Source organism: Gluconobacter vitians (assembly GCF_015244565.1).
Taxonomy (GTDB): domain Bacteria; phylum Pseudomonadota; class Alphaproteobacteria; order Acetobacterales; family Acetobacteraceae; genus Gluconobacter; species Gluconobacter vitians.
This window is the reverse complement of the sequence record NZ_JABCQG010000005.1, coordinates 156,153-173,202: the sequence shown is the minus strand read 5'-3', so window position 1 is coordinate 173,202 and position 17,050 is coordinate 156,153. Positions and strand designations below refer to the sequence as shown.

Annotated in this window: 16 protein-coding genes, 1 tRNA gene, 1 pseudogene and 1 riboswitch; of the genes and pseudogenes, 12 read left to right on the top strand and 6 right to left on the bottom strand. The window is 61.6% G+C overall.

Features of this window, described 5'->3' with window-relative positions; translation table 11 throughout:
* Window positions 1–16 precede the first annotated feature (16 nt).
* The gene (locus HKD24_RS05955; RefSeq protein ID WP_228124197.1) at window positions 17–1,648 is read right to left on the bottom strand and encodes a phospholipase C; all 1,632 of its coding nucleotides are present in this window, start codon (window positions 1,646–1,648) and stop codon (window positions 17–19) included.
* 103 nt (window positions 1,649–1,751) lie between these two features.
* Window positions 1,752–2,981, bottom strand: a complete 1,230-nt coding sequence (locus tag HKD24_RS05950; RefSeq protein ID WP_194259436.1) for a cytochrome-c peroxidase — start codon at window positions 2,979–2,981, stop codon at window positions 1,752–1,754.
* A gap of 570 nt (window positions 2,982–3,551) precedes the next feature.
* On the opposite strand from HKD24_RS05950, the gene HKD24_RS05945 reads away from it, so the two are divergent.
* The 11 genes from HKD24_RS05945 (at window position 3,552) to HKD24_RS05895 (ending at window position 11,137) form a co-directional block, all read left to right on the top strand.
* On the top strand, window positions 3,552–3,992 hold the full coding sequence (locus tag HKD24_RS05945; protein WP_194259435.1) for a hypothetical protein: 441 nt from the start codon (window positions 3,552–3,554) through the stop codon (window positions 3,990–3,992).
* A gap of 127 nt (window positions 3,993–4,119) precedes the next feature.
* A complete protein-coding gene (locus HKD24_RS05940; protein WP_194259434.1) occupies window positions 4,120–5,418 on the top strand; it encodes a DEAD/DEAH box helicase in 1,299 nt (432 codons plus the stop codon).
* 195 nt (window positions 5,419–5,613) lie between these two features.
* Window positions 5,614–5,832 (top strand): translation initiation factor IF-1, encoded by a 219-nt coding sequence (gene infA, locus HKD24_RS05935; RefSeq protein WP_007282896.1) that lies wholly within the window; start codon window positions 5,614–5,616, stop codon window positions 5,830–5,832.
* Between the two features lie 13 nt (window positions 5,833–5,845).
* Window positions 5,846–6,502, top strand: coding sequence for a Maf family protein (locus HKD24_RS05930; protein ID WP_194259433.1), 657 nt, complete (start codon window positions 5,846–5,848; stop codon window positions 6,500–6,502).
* Window positions 6,499–7,542: a ribonuclease E/G gene (locus tag HKD24_RS05925; protein WP_194259432.1), complete on the top strand. Its 1,044-nt coding sequence runs from the start codon at window positions 6,499–6,501 to the stop codon at window positions 7,540–7,542. The genes HKD24_RS05930 and HKD24_RS05925 overlap by 4 nt, the downstream gene beginning before the upstream one ends.
* Window positions 7,539–7,718: a DNA gyrase inhibitor YacG gene (locus tag HKD24_RS05920; RefSeq protein ID WP_194259431.1), complete on the top strand. Its 180-nt coding sequence runs from the start codon at window positions 7,539–7,541 to the stop codon at window positions 7,716–7,718. Before HKD24_RS05925 ends, HKD24_RS05920 begins: the two co-directional genes overlap by 4 nt.
* Before the next feature lie 60 nt (window positions 7,719–7,778).
* A tRNA-Phe gene (locus HKD24_RS05915) sits at window positions 7,779–7,854 on the top strand.
* Between the two features lie 372 nt (window positions 7,855–8,226).
* Window positions 8,227–8,583 carry an energy transducer TonB gene (locus HKD24_RS05910; RefSeq protein WP_194259430.1) on the top strand — a complete coding sequence of 119 codons (357 nt, stop codon included), beginning with the start codon at window positions 8,227–8,229 and terminating at the stop codon, window positions 8,581–8,583.
* Between the two features lie 126 nt (window positions 8,584–8,709).
* A complete protein-coding gene (locus tag HKD24_RS05905) occupies window positions 8,710–9,171 on the top strand; it encodes a hypothetical protein (protein ID WP_194259473.1) in 462 nt (153 codons plus the stop codon).
* A gap of 115 nt (window positions 9,172–9,286) precedes the next feature.
* Window positions 9,287–9,916, top strand: coding sequence for a DUF1269 domain-containing protein (locus HKD24_RS05900; RefSeq protein WP_194259429.1), 630 nt, complete (start codon window positions 9,287–9,289; stop codon window positions 9,914–9,916).
* Between the two features lie 198 nt (window positions 9,917–10,114).
* Window positions 10,115–11,137 carry a bile acid:sodium symporter family protein gene (locus HKD24_RS05895; RefSeq protein ID WP_194259428.1) on the top strand — a complete coding sequence of 341 codons (1,023 nt, stop codon included), beginning with the start codon at window positions 10,115–10,117 and terminating at the stop codon, window positions 11,135–11,137.
* Here the strand turns inward: HKD24_RS05895 and HKD24_RS05890 are convergent.
* The 4 genes and pseudogenes from HKD24_RS05890 to HKD24_RS05875 form a co-directional block, all read right to left on the bottom strand.
* Window positions 11,062–11,769: pseudogene (locus HKD24_RS05890) on the bottom strand (ABC transporter ATP-binding protein); the annotation flags it as partial. The gene HKD24_RS05895 and the pseudogene HKD24_RS05890 overlap by 76 nt on opposite strands.
* Window positions 11,770–11,842: 73 nt before the next feature.
* Complete coding sequence (locus HKD24_RS05885; protein ID WP_194259426.1) at window positions 11,843–12,829, bottom strand: FecCD family ABC transporter permease; 987 nt, start codon at window positions 12,827–12,829, stop codon at window positions 11,843–11,845.
* On the bottom strand, window positions 12,826–13,632 hold the full coding sequence (locus tag HKD24_RS05880) for an ABC transporter substrate-binding protein (protein ID WP_194259425.1): 807 nt from the start codon (window positions 13,630–13,632) through the stop codon (window positions 12,826–12,828). The genes HKD24_RS05885 and HKD24_RS05880 overlap by 4 nt, the downstream gene beginning before the upstream one ends.
* A gap of 55 nt (window positions 13,633–13,687) precedes the next feature.
* Window positions 13,688–15,685, bottom strand: a complete 1,998-nt coding sequence (locus HKD24_RS05875) for a TonB-dependent receptor plug domain-containing protein (RefSeq protein WP_228124196.1) — start codon at window positions 15,683–15,685, stop codon at window positions 13,688–13,690.
* 107 nt (window positions 15,686–15,792) lie between these two features.
* Window positions 15,793–15,999: riboswitch (cobalamin riboswitch) on the bottom strand.
* A 159-nt stretch (window positions 16,000–16,158) separates the two neighbouring features.
* On the opposite strand from HKD24_RS05875, the gene HKD24_RS05870 reads away from it, so the two are divergent.
* A complete protein-coding gene (locus HKD24_RS05870; RefSeq protein WP_194259424.1) occupies window positions 16,159–16,926 on the top strand; it encodes a sulfotransferase family protein in 768 nt (255 codons plus the stop codon).
* Window positions 16,927–17,050: the final 124 nt, after the last annotated feature.

The window sequence follows — 17,050 nt, the reverse complement described above, 5'->3', positions numbered from 1 at the left end:
CCCGGAACATCCCGCTTTACCGGAGCGAGCCCGTATCCGGGTCCAGAACCAGAGGCGTGGTGTTCGGCGGCTGCGTGAAGTCGAACATCGTATTGATCTGGCCCGCGGCCGCATCAAACGAGCCGCCACCAAGGCGCTTTCCGCCCAGCCAGTTGTCTTCGATGAAGCGCACCACGGAGGCCTGACTCGTCAGATCATGACTGACAAAATTGCGGCGGGCATAGGGCGAGATCACGATAAGCGGGATGCGCGTTCCCGGCCCGCAACGGCCATTGACCGGCTTGCCCGCCACACCCTTCGGAGCTGATCCTGCGGTTCCGCAGATTCCGGGGCCGTTGAGCTGATCCGCAGCACTGTCGAACGAGCCCCAGAGCGGTTTGTGGAACGCATGATCGTACCAGCCGTCGGAGTCATCATAGTCGATAATGATCGCCGTGCTGGCCCATTCCGGCTGGCTCTGGATAAAATTCACGAGCGTTACGATACCGTTCTGTTCCTCCAGCGGGTCCGAATTGCCAGGATGACCGTCCTGATAGGCCGGCATCTTGATATAGGAGACCGCGGGGAAATTCCCCGCTTTTACGGCCGTATAGAAATCCTTGATATCATACTGATGGTTGGCCGGTTCCCGCGTTGCAGTGCCGGGGATCGAACTGAAGCCGATTGAAGCTACGGAGTTCGGTCGGGCATGCGTCGGATTGGCCGTACTCGCGAAATACTGGAACCAGGCATGATGCGGAACATAGTCCGTACGGGTTCCCACCGTCTCGGAATAGGTACTGCGACTGCACCCCGTGGTGCTGTTCGCGTTCGTGAGCGTCAGATCAAAGCCGCCCATGAAACCGCCCCAGGAAATTCCCTTCTCGTTCAGCAGATCGCCAATATTTTTGGCATTGATCAGCACCTGTGACGGGGTCGAGCAGCGATCGTAAGCCGGATCCTCATCGTTGATCAGGGTGTATCCGCCCTGTCCGTCATGAATGTAGGCCTTGCCGAGCATGTTGCCCGCAATAGGCTGAAGACCATTAGTCTGGCCAGCCACAACCTCAAGCGCACCCGGCGTGGACGGGCCGTATGTATCGCTCCAGTTATTGTCGCTCATCGCGTAATGCTGGGCGTAATTCCAGAGCGCCGTGACCGTGTTGCCATCAAAATACCCCAGGACCTGCCCCTTTGTCCCGAAAGCACCGGAACTCCCGGATGTTGCTGATCCGGTATATTTTGGAAACAGATCCATCTTCCCGGTGTCGTAAGCCTGCTGCTCCGGCGTGTAGCTGTGATTCTGGTCCGCCGTATTCGCCTGCGTCCGGTCAATGCGGAACGGAAGCGCTGCTCCCGCCCCGTTCGCCAGACTGGAATTCGGATTATTCGTAAGGAGATTTGCGCTCGTGAGATTATTGACAGAAGGCGTATCCGCCAACGCCGTAAAAGCCGGTTCACCGCTCACATTCGCCGCCTTGGGATATGTCGCGAAATAATGGTCGAAGGAACGGTTTTCCTGAAATATCACCACGACATGCTTGATAGGCGTCGCAGTCTGATAGGTCTCAGCCACAGAGGAAGACGCCGCCAGCCCCACGGATGGAAAAAGAATGGAGCCGGACAGAAGGACGGCCAGGCCGGATTTTGCTCGTTGTACGCGCTTCATGAACACTTTACGGAACCTTTCCTCACTACGATTGAACGGTTTGACAAACATTCTGAACCCCACGTCCATCGTTCGTCCGAATGCTTCTGGTTTGTGGAGCATGTCATCCATCCTGTCGTTTCCCTGCCTGTCCCGTGACGGTGTCCACCGCAGGAGCCACAGCCGGAGCATCCGTATCTGTCAGCGTGCCGAGAAACGCGATGACCGCCCGGCGCTCGTTTTCGGTTAACGCCGGCGTCTCTCCGGACTTGCGATCAAAGGGCGCATCTATCGTGTCAATATTGGAACGATATTGTTCCGGAATATCGTTATAGACATCGATTTTTCCATCCGCTCTGCGGGGATAGAATTTTTCTAGCTCAAGGTCCCGCACAGCATAAAAATCCAGAACAGCTTCGAGCGTGTGAAAAACACCGTTATGGAAAAAGACATGGCGCGTTGCGACGTTACGCAGGGTCGGCGTCACGAACATCCCGCAATAGGCCGCAAAGGCCTTCCGACCGTCAGGCTGACTGTCGCATACCCCGAGATCATCATAGCTGGCGACGGCATTGCGGCTGATCGCCATGTTGCGTGGCGCACCAAGCGCTTCATACTGATGATCAGTGAAAAGCGGCGGCAGGCCATCGCGCGTAACGTGGTCGAGATGGCAGGCCGCACAGTTGCCTTTCTGCGGATCGTTGAACAGGAGATAGCCTTCGCGTTCGAGTGGCGTGAACCGGGCTTTCCCTTCCAGCCAGGCATCAAACCTGCTGGAATATTCGTGGAAATGACGGTCTTCCAGCTCGTAACGCCCAATCGCAAACAGCGCCTCTTCACGCAGGAAGGCAGGATCCTTTTCTCCACGCGCTCCGGCCAACGCAAGAAGAGCCGAACGGTAAGGTGCCGTGTTCAGCCGTGCAGTAACACGCTCCGGCGTGGAAGCCATTTCATCGGGATCAAAAAGCGGCCCGCCCGCCTGCTGCTGAAACGTATCGGCCCGACCATCCCAGAACAACCCGCCCTGTGGAACGATATGCGCAGCAGATGACGCCGTATCCGCCGCACTTTTGCTGCCACGCTGGTTGCCCGTATTCGGCACAGCGATGACGCGCGGAGCCACATCATCATTTCCCAGATCCGGACCGATACTGAACGGTGGCATACGTTCCAGATAGGTCAGTGTGGGAATTGCACGTCGTCCCTGCCGGTGCAGATCCGCCCCGCCGTCGAAAACAGACGCATCGCCCGTCGGCCCGTAATGGTTCGCCGGATCATGACAGGAGGCGCAGGACAGTTTCCCCGAACCGGACAACGCTCTGTCATAAAACAGCATGCGCCCGATCTGCGCCATCTGCGACAGGGGCTCCTGTCTGGGGCGATGAAAAGTCTGGGGACAGAGGTTCCGGCCATCCGGCGCGGGATCACAGACATCCTGAGACACCAAAGGCGATACAGGCGAGGATTGCGCCTCACAACCTGCGCCGAGCACCGTCATGCCAAGGACTGCACTGACACACCGCATTGTCCGCATCATGCCCCTCACAGGAAACGCGTCCGTTCTCCACCCCGCACGTGCATCGTTTCCTGAACCCGTCATAACCAAAGGTCGTACCATACTGAAATGCGGGTGCTTCCTTATTGCCAATTCTGAGCTAGTCCTCCCGATCAGTTCCGGCACAGGAGTAATCGCGGTGTCCGCGACAAGGGCTGATAACGGATTCAGCAAAGAGGGGGATATGACAGTTTTATGAACCTCAACCTGTGGTTTTTCGCTCCCTTTTTCCATGAAGGCAGGATTTGATGCAGTCCGCACGACGGTCGCATGTGCATTTCGGATTTGAAATCGGGCACGGGAAGCAGAAATTTTTCACCCACGATCCGGAACTGCTCTAGGCTCCGTGCGGAGAAGGAGAAATCAGTCATGGCCCAGTTGTCGATCGGTGATCATGTTTCGGACCTGAAGGGCACGCATGACGGCAGGTTGGTCGATATCGACGGCGCCACCGGCTATGTGGAGCAGGCCAATGGCGTGGAGGTCGAATTCCCGCTGAACCAGCTTAAGCCTTACGAGCCACCGAAAATAGCGGAAGAGCCTACCCTCTCCGGCCCCCTGCGGGACCGGCTTCTGAATCCCGCGCAGAGAGCGCTTCTGGCTTCGGTTCCCGCGTCTCTCCTGAACGCAATCGCCAAAAGCTATGATGCGGGCAGTGACGGGCCAGGATCGCGGCCACCCTTCGCGGCACTTCCGGAGTCCAAACGGCTTGAGGCCATCCGGATCTATCTTCCCACGCTGCCGCAGCGGCTTCTGGCGTCACACATGTCTCTGGTCGTGGCCATGCGCGATATTTCCAAACTGTCCTGACAGAGCGGGTCGGCACGCTCTTTCGTTGCGTTGACGACGACAGGCATCATTCGTACAAGCCCGTTTTCTGAATCCGCGAAGCCCCATCAGGCGCAGCTTTACTCAGCGCCGGAGGCGCCGCTTCATCATGTCCACGACTTCTGCCCAGGCTTTTGCCGATCTCGCCCTGGCGCCCACGCTTCTCCGCGCGCTGGATGAAGCGGGTTACGTCAAGCCTACGCCCATTCAGGCCCAATCCATCCCGCTGCTGCTGGAAGGCCGTGACCTGCTCGGTCTGGCCCAGACCGGCACCGGCAAGACGGCCTCCTTCGCACTCCCGCTGCTGCACCGGCTCGCAGCAACGCCCCGTCCCGCGCCCAAGAACGGCGCGCGCGTTCTGGTTCTGGCTCCCACACGCGAGCTGGTCTCCCAGATTGCGGACGGGTTCGAGAGCTTCAGCCGCCACCAGCCGGTACGCGTGACGACGATTTTCGGCGGCGTCAGTCAGGTGCATCAGGTCAAGGCGCTCGAAGAGGGCGTGGACATCATCGTCGCCGCACCGGGCCGCCTGCTGGATCTGATCGAACAGGGCCTGTGCGACCTGTCGCAGCTTGAGACGCTGGTGCTGGATGAAGCCGACCAGATGCTGGACATGGGCTTTGCCAAGCCGATCGAGCGCATTGTCGCAACGCTCCCCGAAGACCGGCACACGGTGCTGTTTTCCGCAACGATGCCGAAATCCATCGCAGCCCTCGTCGAGAGCCTCCTGCGCGACCCGGCCAAGGTCGAGATCGCACCGCCGTCGAGCACCGTGGACCGGATCGCGCAGTCGGTCATGTTCCTCAACGCATCCGACAAGAAAGCAGCCCTTCTCGCGCAGCTCCGGACGCCGGGCATCGGTCAGGCCGTCGTCTTCACGCTGCAGAAGAACATCGCCAACGACGTCTGCACCTTCCTGACGGAATCCGGCATCACGGCCGAGGCCCTGCACGGCAACCGCTCGCAGGGCCAGCGCGAACGTGCCCTGAATGCGTTCCGCGAAGGTGACGTTCAGGTTCTGGTGGCGACCGATATCGCAGCCCGCGGCATCGACGTCGATACCGTCACGCATGTCATCAACCACGATCTGCCGAGCCTGCCGGAAAGCTATGTGCACCGGATCGGCCGCACGGGCCGTGCGGGTCGCAGCGGTTTCGCCATCACGCTGTGCGATGCCGAGCAGCGCGCCTGGCTGCATGCCGTAGAGCGTGAGATCGGCCGGACGCTGGACGTTCATGACAGCCATGAATGGCATTCGGAAGAGGCCCGGAACTCCACCATGCGCCCGCCCGTGCTCGGCGGCGGTCCGGTCAAGCAGGTCAAGCCGCAGAAGGTGCGCGAGCGCCGCGTCTGGACCGAAGAGGAAAAGATGGCCGCCCGGGCAGCGGCGGCTGCCAAAGCGTCCTGAACAGACCCCGTCGTGCTGCCAGAGAGGGCCGCACGACGTCAGAGTGCCAAAAAACCGCAAGAATCCCCGGACAGGGACCGGTCATGCTTGACCTTTGGGCTGACAGTCCGCACATAGCGGGCTGGATTTTCTGGCTCCGCACCGGAGCCACTGCCGCGCGCAGATCATTACCCTGTCCCTGAAGCAAGGATTCACATGTCAAAAGAAGACCTCATCGAGTTTACCGGCACCGTCATGGAACTGCTTCCCAACGCCATGTTCCGCGTCACGCTCGACAACGAGCACACCATCCTGGCCCATACGAGCGGCAAGATGCGCAAGAACCGCATCCGCGTTCTGGCCGGTGACCGCGTGAACGTCGAAATGACGCCGTACGACCTGTCCAAGGGCCGGATCACGTTCCGCTTCAAGTAAGACAGTCCGCCGCATGACCTCCTCCCCGTCTTCCGCAGAAGGGTCATCCGGCCTTCCGGACCGTCCGAAGCTCGTTCTGGCCTCCGCCTCCCCGCGCCGCCTGAGTCTGCTGGAACAGATCGGCATCGTGCCCGACGCCGTCGTCAGCGCCGATATCGACGAAGAACCGCGCCCCGGCGAACTGCCGCGCCCGCTCGCGCAGCGCCTCGCCCGCCAGAAGGCGGAGCACATAGCCGCGCAGCGCACGGATGCAGCCCTCGTCCTTGGGGCCGATACGGTGGTCTCCGTCGGCCGGCGCGTCCTGCCGAAAGCCGAAGACGAAAAGACGGCCCGCGCCTGCCTGAAGCTGCTCTCCGGCCGCCGCCACAAGGTCCTGACGGCCGTGGTCCTGCGCCCAAGCGCGGGCTGGCCACAAGGCACGCCCTGCGAGCGACTGGTGGAAACCTCCGTCATTTTCCATCGCCTGACGGACGCGCAGATCGACGCCCTGATCGCTCAGGGGGACTGGCAGGGCAAGGCGGGCGGCTATGCTATCCAGGGCGCCGCCGCCGCCCATATCCGCCAGATCGGCGGCAGCTATTCCGCGGTCGTGGGACTGCCCCTATTTGAAACGGCCCAGCTCCTGCGCGGACAGCCGGTCGGCAAACCCTCAGGTGGCTGGATCGCATGACCGAAATCCGCGCAGCCTGTTCCCCGGGCGAAGTGCGGATTGCCGTCACAGACCATGACACATTGCTGGATGCCGCCATCTGGCGTCCCGGCTGCCCGGATGGTCTGGAAGACTGGCATGTCGTCCGCGTCCAGAAAACCGCTCCTGCTCTGGGGGGAGCGTTCGTCCTGCTCGAAGACGGCCAGAGCGGCTTTCTCTCGACCCGTGAAGCCCTGATCGAAGGCGCCCTGACCGCAGCCCGCGTCAGCCGCGCCGCCCAGAACGGCAAGGGCCTGCGCCTGCGCCGGGCTGACATGCCCACTGAGCCGCCATCCGCACCGAAACTGCTGGAACGCGGTCCGACCCCGCTCGATGAACTGGCGGACCGGTATCCGGATGCTCCGATTTTCGTGGACGATCCAGGCATTGCGGCAAAACTGCCTGTCCGCCTGCGCCAGCGCCTTCAGCGCTGTCAGCAGGCGTTCGATGGCGCGCTGGAAGCAGATTTCGACAGTCTCGGCAGCCCCGAGGCCGATCTGGGCCTCGTGACCGCCAGCATTTTCCCGACCCCTGCCCTTGTCGCCATCGATCTCGACAGCGCTGGCACTCCGGATTTCAAGGGCAATGTCGCAGCTTTCCCCGAGTTGGCGCGCCAGATCCGCCTGCGGAACCTCTCGGGCACGATTCTGGTAGATCCGGCAGGCGTAAAAACACGCAAACGCCCGGCTCTGGTTCCCTTCCTGCGTGAGGCTTTGGCTGGCGATCCCCTGAAACCGGATGTCCTCGGCGCCACACCGTCTGGCCTGCTGGAACTGACGCGCCCGCGCCGCCGTCCCCCTTTGCATGAACTCCTGTCCTCCCCACATGGGCAGGCACTGTCCATCCTCAGGACGATCCTGCGCGAAAACCGCCCCGGCCAGACGCTGACCGCCTCAATCGGACTCATCACGGCGCTGGAAAACGACCCCGACGCCCTGGCGGATTTCACATCCCGCCGCGCCCGGCCGCTCGATCTTGTCCTTGATCCCAATGCCCCACCTGCAAGCTGGAGCCTGTCATGAGCAACGCCACCTGCCCGATCTGCCATCGCCCTACCGATCCGCAGTTCCGGCCTTTCTGCTCCCGTCACTGCGCGGATGTCGATCTGGGCCGCTGGTTCAGCGGGACCTACCGCGTTCCGTCCTTCCGTCAGGACAATGATGAAGAACAGGGCGAATATCGCGACAGGGAGGGTTGATCCCGCCTCAATCATCAGCTAAACCCCATCTCCGCAACAGGGTCCGCCCTGAAGCTCGGTGCCCAAGTAGCTCAGTTGGTAGAGCATGCGACTGAAAATCGCAGTGTCGGTGGTTCGATTCCGCCCTTGGGCACCATTTTCCCCCTGAAAAAATTATTTTCTGGTTCAGCGCTTTACGCGAATGGCTGCCCTGTGATGGCGCGATTCCTTCTGGCGTTCTGATGGCCGGATCTTCCATGATGACGCCGGGCAGGTCATTGCTGCCTGAAACACGCCGCATCTCTCGTGCCCGGAAACATCGGGAACCGGAAAATGGACGATCCCTTTTTCAGGCATCAGGTTCAGGCATCAGGACCCTGACGTTCCACCCCGGACGGAATCGGAACAGACCCCCCAGCCTGAACTCCAGCCCTGTCCCGAGACGGATGCCGACGGGCAACGTCGCCAGCCGCCAGTCTGGTTTTTGCTGCCCCTGCTCTGCATCTGTCTGTTTCAGGTTGCTGTTCTGGTGCCGCAGATCGCCCATCTGAACATCGGCCCGGGCAGGTTTGTCACCATATCGGACCAGCAGGACAATACCCGTGCCGCCCGACTCAACCGCGCCGTTTCAGGAATGCCCCGTTATCCTCAGGCCATGATCGACCGGCATATCGAAGATCACGTCACGGTGGCCTGTACGATTGATGCGCAGGGCCATTCCCATGACTGTCTGGTCCAGGAAGGGCATTATGCAGAACTGAATCAGGCCGCACGCGGCTATATGGTTCAGGCGTCCTATTTCCCTGCAATGAGGAACGGTCATCCTGTCAGCTCACACTACAGGATGCACTTCAACTTCCTCATCCCCAAGGTCCGTAACCGATAGCAGGAACATGAATGTCCCTTTGAATGCATCCGAACCGGGGGCGAGGACGTTGTCTCTTCAATCGTCAGTGCCACATGGGTTTCCACCCGCAGGGCCTGACTATGAAAACAGACAGAAGGTTCCATGATGTCTTCCAATATCAGCCGCCATGGCGTCGCCCTTGCAGCCGTCCTTTTCGGAACGGGTCTTGTCGCAGCCCCTGCCGTCCGTGCTGAAGATACGCTTGGCACTCCGGTCGGACACGTTACGCTGTCCGCACGTTCTGCCGATGTGGGCGTCGGTTACACCTGGGGTGACGGCACCCTGACCTATGGCCATCGCACCTACCATTTCAAGGTGACTGGCGGGAACATTGCCGCTGTCGGTTACTCGGCTCTCAAGGCCGAAGGAACCGTTTACAACCTGAAAAACCTGCATGATTTCGATGGCAGCTACGGCTCCCTCGCAGGTGAGGCCACCCTGAACAAGGGTCTGGGAGGCGCTGTCCTGTCCAACAGCAATGGTGTGCGTATCAAGATCGACAGTTCGACGCAAGGTGCACGTCTGGCTGCCGGTGCACAGGGCCTGACCTTTACGCTGGGCAACTAATCTGATGTCCTCCGGTCGTGGCTCCTTTCAGGAGCTGCGAGTCCAGGCAGGATATTCCCCCGCATGCCCTGCCTCTTCCGTCGGTTTTCTGCGGGGGTGCGGAGCATGACAGATCATGGATACCAATATTCTTGTTCTCTCCTTCACCGAGCAGAGCAAGGCATTCCAGGCTTTTTCCGAACTGCGTGAACGGGCCGCGGATCAGAAGCTGGTTGTCATCAACGAGGCTGTCGTTGAGCGTGGTACGGCTGGCAACATCACCATTCATGATAACTGGGCTGATGGGTCTTCCGGCGAGCAGGTTCTGAACGGAACACTTCTGGGATCGCTGGTCGGGCTTCTTCTGGGACCGCTGGGTGTGCTGCTCGGGGCGTCCATGGGCGCACTCGTGGGATCGAGCCTGTCGGTTGAAGATTCAGCGATCCGCAGCAGTCTTCTGGCGCAGATTTCTTCCGTCATTCCCGTGGGAACGACAGCCGTGATCGCGACGGTTCAGGAATATGTGCCGCAGGTCGTGGACGAGCTGGCAGCGTCTCTTGGCGCATCGCTGGTTCTGCGTCGGCCGATCGAGGCCGTGGAGCGCGAGGTTCTGGCGCAGCAGAAGGCACAGGCCGCCGCGGCAGAAGGCGCAGAGCGTGTCCTCGTGCAGCAGCATTCCAATGAATGGCACGAGCGCATGAGCGAGTGGCAGAAGCAGGTTTCGACCAGTCTTCACAATCTGAAAAACAAGATCACGGGCGGCTGACCGGAAAACCATCCAGCCTGACGAACAGATCTGCGTGCATGATGTGGCAAAACTGAAGCTGCCGGGATCATGATGCACGCAGATCAACATGACCGTTCTGCTCCGTCATGACGGACCAGAACGCCTGAGGCGTCCGTTTTCAAAAGGTTGACCTGACATGACGTTGCATGTCCGGGCCCGTTGCGGACATAGTGCGGCATGAAGCGTCTCGACCCCTTTCTCATGTCCCTTATCGGCGCAATCCTTCTGGCGTCTTTCCTGCCCTGTCGGGGGCAGATGGAGCACATTCTCCAGCATGTCGTGACGATCCTCATCACGTTCATGTTCTTCTTCCAGGGCGCGAAGCTCGAACGTCACGCCATTGTGGACAGCGTGAAGGACTGGAAGCTTCAGGGGAGCGTTCTGCTCTGCACGTTCGCACTGTTTCCGCTGCTGGGGATCGGGCTGCATCTGCTGTTCCGGAGCGTCTTTCCGGATGCACTGTTCGGTGAGGAGCTGTGGTCGGGCATCCTGTTCCTGTGCTGCCTGCCGTCCACCGTGCAGTCTTCCATTGCGCTGACCTCCATCGCGAAGGGCAATGTTCCGGCGGCGATCTGTGCGGCGACGGTTTCCAACATCGCGGGCATTGCGCTTACGCCACTGCTGACGGGCGTGGTGCTCGGGCATGTAGGGGCGGGCCATTCGCCACTGGAATCCGTTCTGGATGTGGGCAAGGAGTTGCTGCTGCCATTCGCGCTCGGGCAGATCCTTCAGAAATGGGTCGGGCCGATCGTGCGCAAGCACAAGATCCTGATCTCCTTCACCGATCGCGGGTCCATCATCGTGGTGGTCTATACGGCGTTCAGTTCGGCCGTTGTGGAAGGGATCTGGCACCGGGTTTCGGGCGCGCATCTGCTGGAAGTGGCTCTGCTCGACAGTTTCATGCTGGCGCTGGTTCTGGTGCTGTCGCATCTGATGGGCGACGGGCTGGGGCAGACGGCAGAAAACAAGATCGCGCTCCAGTTCTGCGGCTCGAAGAAGTCGCTGGCGTCAGGCGTGCCGATGGCGAGCGTGATTTTCCCGGCGGCATCGGTTGGCATCATTGTCCTACCGCTGATGATCTATCACCAGATCCAGCTCTTCACCTGTACGCTGCTGGCGCGGCGTTATGGGCGTCGCGCGCTCGACACCAGCGACCAGGGCACAGCGACCTCGCCGCAGCGGCGCACCGCCACGCCGTAAACTTCGGCGAACAGGGCGTCCGTCAGCACTTCGGCAGGCGTGCCGATACTGACGAGACGGCCCTGCGACAGGACTGCAATGCGCGTGCAGAAACGGGCCGCGAGCGCCAGATCGTGCAGGACGACAGCGACGGCCTGACCCTGAACAGCGCACTGGCCGAAAAGGTCCATAACCGTCAGGGCCTGCGCCGGATCGAGTGCCGCGACGGGTTCGTCCGCCAGCAGGATGGGGGCCTGAACTGCCAGCGCGCGGGCGAGCAGGACGCGGGCGCGTTCGCCGCCTGAGAGACGGGCGGAAGAGCGGTCAGCGAATGCGCTCATCCCGACCACATCGAGAGCCTGCTGCACGGCTGTTTCATTCTGTTCCGCCGAGGCCGTGCGGCGATGGGGCAGGCGCCCGAGCATTGCGACATCCTGCACGCTCATGCCGATGGCAGCAGGCGCTTCCTGCGGAAGATAGGCCAGATGGCGGCCGCGCTCTTCGGGTGGCATGGTGAACAGATCCTGTCCGTCCAGCAGGACGCGGCCGGTCTCGGGGCGGAGCAGCCCGGCCATGATGCGCAGGAGCGTGCTTTTGCCCGCACCATTGGGCCCGATTAGGCCGAGGACTTCGCCGGGACGGACATCCAGTGCGATATCGTTGAGAAGTCTGTTGCCCTGAAGGGTCAGGCTGATCGTGTCTGTCTGGAGGATCATGGCGCGCTCCTCATACCGGCCGGCCGCGCAGGCGCCAGACCTGCCAGAAAAAGACTGGCGTTCCTATGAGGGAGGTGACGACGCCAAGTTGCAGTTCGGCGCCGCTGACGGGCAGGCGTACAAACAGATCGGCAGCCAGCAGGAGCGCCGCGCCCCCGAGTGCGGATGGCAGCAGGAGGCGCGACGGGCGGGCTCCGGCGAGCGGGCGCAGCAGATGCGGCATGACGAGGCCGACGAACCCGATACCGCCTGCCACGGCAACGCCGCTGCCGACCGCAAGCGCCGTTCCGAGCACGACACGCCACTGCACCGCACGCAGAGGGAAGCCCATCGTCTGGGCGACGTCTTCGCCAAGGGTCAGGGCGTCGAGGGAGCGTCCGGTGCTGAACAGCAGGGCTGAGCCGATCAGAAGGCCGGGGGTGGCGATCACCACGTCATGCAGGCTGGCGCGGGACAGGGAGCCCATGAGCCAGTGCATGATTTCGTAGGACGCATAGGGGCTTGGCACGAGGTTGAGCGTCAGGGCCAGAAGCGCGGCACTCATGGAGCCCAGCGCCGCACCAGCGAGCACCAGAACGAGCGTGCCGCCGCGTGTCAGGGCCAGAAGCAGCAGCGTTGCAAGCCCGGCGCCGGACAGGGCCGCCAGCGGGAGTGCGGGCGCCCAGACTGCTGAGACGCCGGTATAGAAAACCAGCACGGCGCCGAGCGCTCCACAGCCCGAAATGCCTAGCACACCCGGATCGGCGAGCGGATTGCGGACCAGTCCCTGAAGTGCTGCGCCGGACAAGCCGAGCGTTCCCCCGATCAGCAAAGCGAGGATCATGCGCGGCAGGCGGATCTGGCCAATGATGGTCGCGGCGATCGTCTCACGGCCGTGCAGCATGTCGGACAGGCCTTGCACGACGCCAATCCCCGCCGGGCCTGCGGCCAGTGACAGGATGGCAAGAGCCAGAACCACGGCGCTCAATATGGCGACGGTCAGGGTGTAGCGACTCATGGTGCAGACTCCGTGCCGGTCAGACGGTCATGCGCGACGATCAGGGCGGTCAGTGCATCGAGAGTGTCGGGCGTGCCGCACATGGTCAGGCGGCCGGGAAGGGCCAGAAGATGAGCGCCCGTGAAGCGGTCCCGCAGGGCGGGATGATGCACAACATCTTCCGCCAGGGACGCACCTTCGGAAATCATGCCCGTCACCAGAAGGTCCGGCGGATGGGCGATCAGTGTTTCGAGCGCGATGGTGCCGTCCGGGCGTTCGGAAGCAGACAGGCGGAAGCCGGCGCGTTTCAGAAGATCGGAAATCAGGCCGCCCTCTTCTCCCGCGAGGTTCGCACCGATGACCGTGGCGGTCAGGATCTGGTCCGGATGGGCAGGATGGAGGCTTTCCAGACGGGCCGCGAAGGCGCGGATCATATCGTCGCCGCGTGCGTCCTCGCCGATGGCATGGGCGACGGTGCGGATTTGCGTGGGAATATCCGCCAGGGACGCGATGGAGGGAAGCTGGACGAACGGGACGTGCAGGGCGTTGGTCACGAGTGGGACGGTCGGGCGGTGCCATGTTCCGTCCAGCACGACGTCCGGATGGGTGACGACGAGGTTTTCGCCGTCAGGGCGCTGGACGGGGTAGGTCCTTGCCACCTCACAGCGGACGGATTCCGCGCAGTCCGTGGCCAGCGGGCTGAGACCGAGAATATGGGACGGGTCTGCCAGTTCGAGCAGCAGTTCATCCGTGCATAGATTCAGGGAAACGATACGGGTACGCACCGGACCGGCACAGGCCGATCCGGCGGTCACACCCGTCATCAGGCCCGATAGCAGCAGGACTGCTATCGGGGCTGAAAGGACGTGAAGGAACGCCTTAAAGGCCAAATGTCACACCGCCGTAGAAAGACCGACCCGGCTGGAGATAGCCGACCGGGTTTTCATAATACCGGTTCCCCAGATTATCGCCACGCGCGAAGAGGGTGAGGAACTTCGCCAGCTTGTATTCTGCGGCGATGTTCACCGTCACATAATCATGACCAATCGTGTTCATGGACGTGTAACGGTCGAGATCGTGCCAGCCGCTGACATAGAGCAGGCTCGGCGTGATGCTCAGGCGCTTGGTTGGCGTCCAGATGACGCTGGCCGTGGCCTTGTGGCGGGGCCGGCGCACAAGGGCCGCACCCGTGCTCCGATCCGACGCATCCGTCCAGGTATAGGTGCCACGCAGATCCACGCTCTTGATGATGCGGTAATCAACGAAGGCTTCCACACCATGCGTCTGGGCACGGGCGACGTTCACATAGGTGTAGTTGTAGCCCGACAGCGCTGTGTTGATGAGGTTGCGGACATGGTTGCCGTAATAATCGGCGCCGAAGGTCAGCTTGCCGTCAAGCAGGCGTTCCTCGAACCCGGCATCGAAGCCCAGAAGGCGCTCGGCCCGCAGGTTCGGATTGGCCAGGAAGTAATAGGCCGGATAGCTGACGAAGAGCTGGTTCAGAGACGGGCCGTGGAAGCCCGAGCCTCCGCTGGCCTTCAGCGTCAGGCCAGTGCCGGGGATCTTCACCGCCGGGGCGACGCGCCAGGTGACGTAATTGCCGTAACGGGAATTGTTGTCGTAGCGGATATTGGCCGAACCGAAGAGGATATCGTGCCAGTGGCCTTCGAGCTGCCCCCAGGCGGCGTTCGTCGTGGTCTGGGCCGAGACCGGGGTCATGATCCGCTCGCGGATATAGTCATAACCCACGAGGAAAGAGCCGTTATGGCCGAGATGGGTCAGACCCTGCCAGTCCACCTTCAGGCGGTCACCGCGGTTTGAAGCGATTTCCGGATCGCCGGCCGTGATATCATGGCGGCGATAGGTGATGTACCCAACGCCCAGCGTCTGCTCGAACACACCCTTGAAGGACTTCAGGTGAGCGGTGCCGCGCAGGATGGCCTGTTTGAGATCGCTCTCGTTCTGCTGGGCTGACGGCAGCGCCGGATAGGAGCTGTAATCGTCGGCGACGTATTCGTAATCCGCCTGCGTCAGATGGGCCGTGAAGCCGAGATCGAAATTATCCGTCACGTCATAGCCGAGCCGCACATTGGCGGTGCGGTTGTCATTGCGGTTGGATGCGACGTCATGGTCGTGAACCTGCGCGCGGATGGCTTTCGGCACGGCCTGATAGTCGCCAACATGGTTGTGCGAGACTTCGACCATGTAATGAAAACGATGCAGCGATCCCGAGAAACCGGCCGTCTGGTTCTTGGTGGAATAGCTGCCGCCTTCGAGGCGGACGAAGCCATGCAGCGGTCCCTGCCCCTGTTTGGTCGTCATGTCGATGACGCCGCCCATCGCATCCGCACCGTACAGGCCACTCTGCGGGCCTCGCAGGATTTCCACCCGGGCCAGACCGTCGGTCAGGAACTGGGACGTATCGAATGCCCCGGCCGGCGTGGACGGATCGTTGATGTCCATCCCGTCCAGCCGCACCTTCACTTCATTGGAATTGACGCCGCGCATGAAGATCGAACCCGTAGCGCCGGGGCCGCCCGAACGCACCATGTTCAGGCCCGGTTCACGCGCCAGAAGGTCCGCAAGGTCGCGCCGCTGCAGAAGTTCAATGTCACGCTGGGTCACAACCGTAACCTGCGAGCCGACCTTGCTGAGGTCCTGTGGGATGCGGTTCGCCGTCACCGTGACGGTTTCGGGGACGGTGGATATGACAGATTCAGGAGTGCCCTGCGGGGCACTGGTGGCTGTCTTCGAAGGCGCGGCGGAGGGGGTCTTGGGCTTCTGCGGCGGTGCCGGTTCCTGAGCCGGGACGGACGCCAGCGCAGGAACGGCGACGAGCATGCTCGTCGCGAAAAAAAGGCAGGAAATACGGGGCATGGCGATGGTAATGTCTCGTCGTTCTGCGTCGCCCTCAAGAAGGAGGCAGACCCGCAGATGCAGGGTCTGACCCGGCGTTCCGATGCACCCCGCCCGGACCGTCCTTCGGACAACTCATGCTGACGGCAGGTCTCCTGGCTCGTGCTCCGGTCCAGGTCCCTTCCCGGCGCAGGCCAGTGGGCTCATCTCCTGGAACCGTCCGTCCACCCGTTCGAGGGTGACAGCCAGCACTTACAGTTGCGGGGGCAGCCGCAGTCTTTCACTGCGTTCCCTTTTCACCCGGCAGATCGGGCACCGTCAGGTGTCATGAAGCGCCCCCGGCGGAACAAGTCAAATACAAACACAACGTCGTGGCCGATTTGACACAGCACAACTCTGCAACATGGCTTTCATTCCGTTACAATAAGCCCTTTGCCTCGGTTTTTCCGTGCCGTCAGTGTTCCTTCCATCAGAGACAGGATCAGGACACGACCATGACGCCCCCTTCTGCTGCCCCTACGGTTCATCAGGATGGCGCCCTGCCTGCAAAACATGATGGCGGAAAGGCCGCAGCGTCCGGTCTTCCGCAGCGCCTGCTCTGCAAAGCCTTCCGGGTCCGGCAGTATAACGATGTCCATGCCCGGGCGGCCGATCTGCACCTGCGTCTGCCGCTGAGCCGCAAACGCCTGCAGCGGATCGAGCGGATCCGCGAAGCCGGTGCCCTGTTCGTCCATGTTCCCAAGAACGGGGGAACGTCGATCTGTGACCTGCTATATGGCGGGATCATGATGCATGAGACCTGGCGCTACTATCATCATGTCGCCCCCGACCTGTCACGGACCCTGCCCAGCTTTGCGATCTGGCGCGATCCGGTGAAGCGTTTCGTGTCCGCATGGGCCTTTGCCCGTCGCGGCGGGACATCGCGGGTCCGGATTCATCCTTCGGTCAACGCGCTCTACCGCACGTTCCACACGCTGGACCATGCGATCGACCACGTGGAATCCTGTAAGTCGGTTTACGACATGGACCACGTGTTCTGCCCGCAGACACTTTATGTCTGTGACCGTAACGGCCGGCTTGCCGTCGATCAGCTTGTTTCAATGGACAGGATTTCGTCGCTGCCCGAACTGGTGCCGGCCCTGCGGGGGAAGACCATTCCCCATCTGAATGGCAACAGCCATGATTTCACTCCTACGGCTGCGCAGGAAAAAAGGATTCGACAACTCTACAGCGCGGATGAGGCGCTGCGTCCTGCAGGCTGAGATTCTGAAACGATCTGCTCCAGAAAAACGGGGTTTGTCTTGCAAATGTCACATTAGCTGGGGGATTTCCTGCTATTCAGGGCCGTTACGCCAAAGAAATGTGACTAAATTGCCATACCCCCTC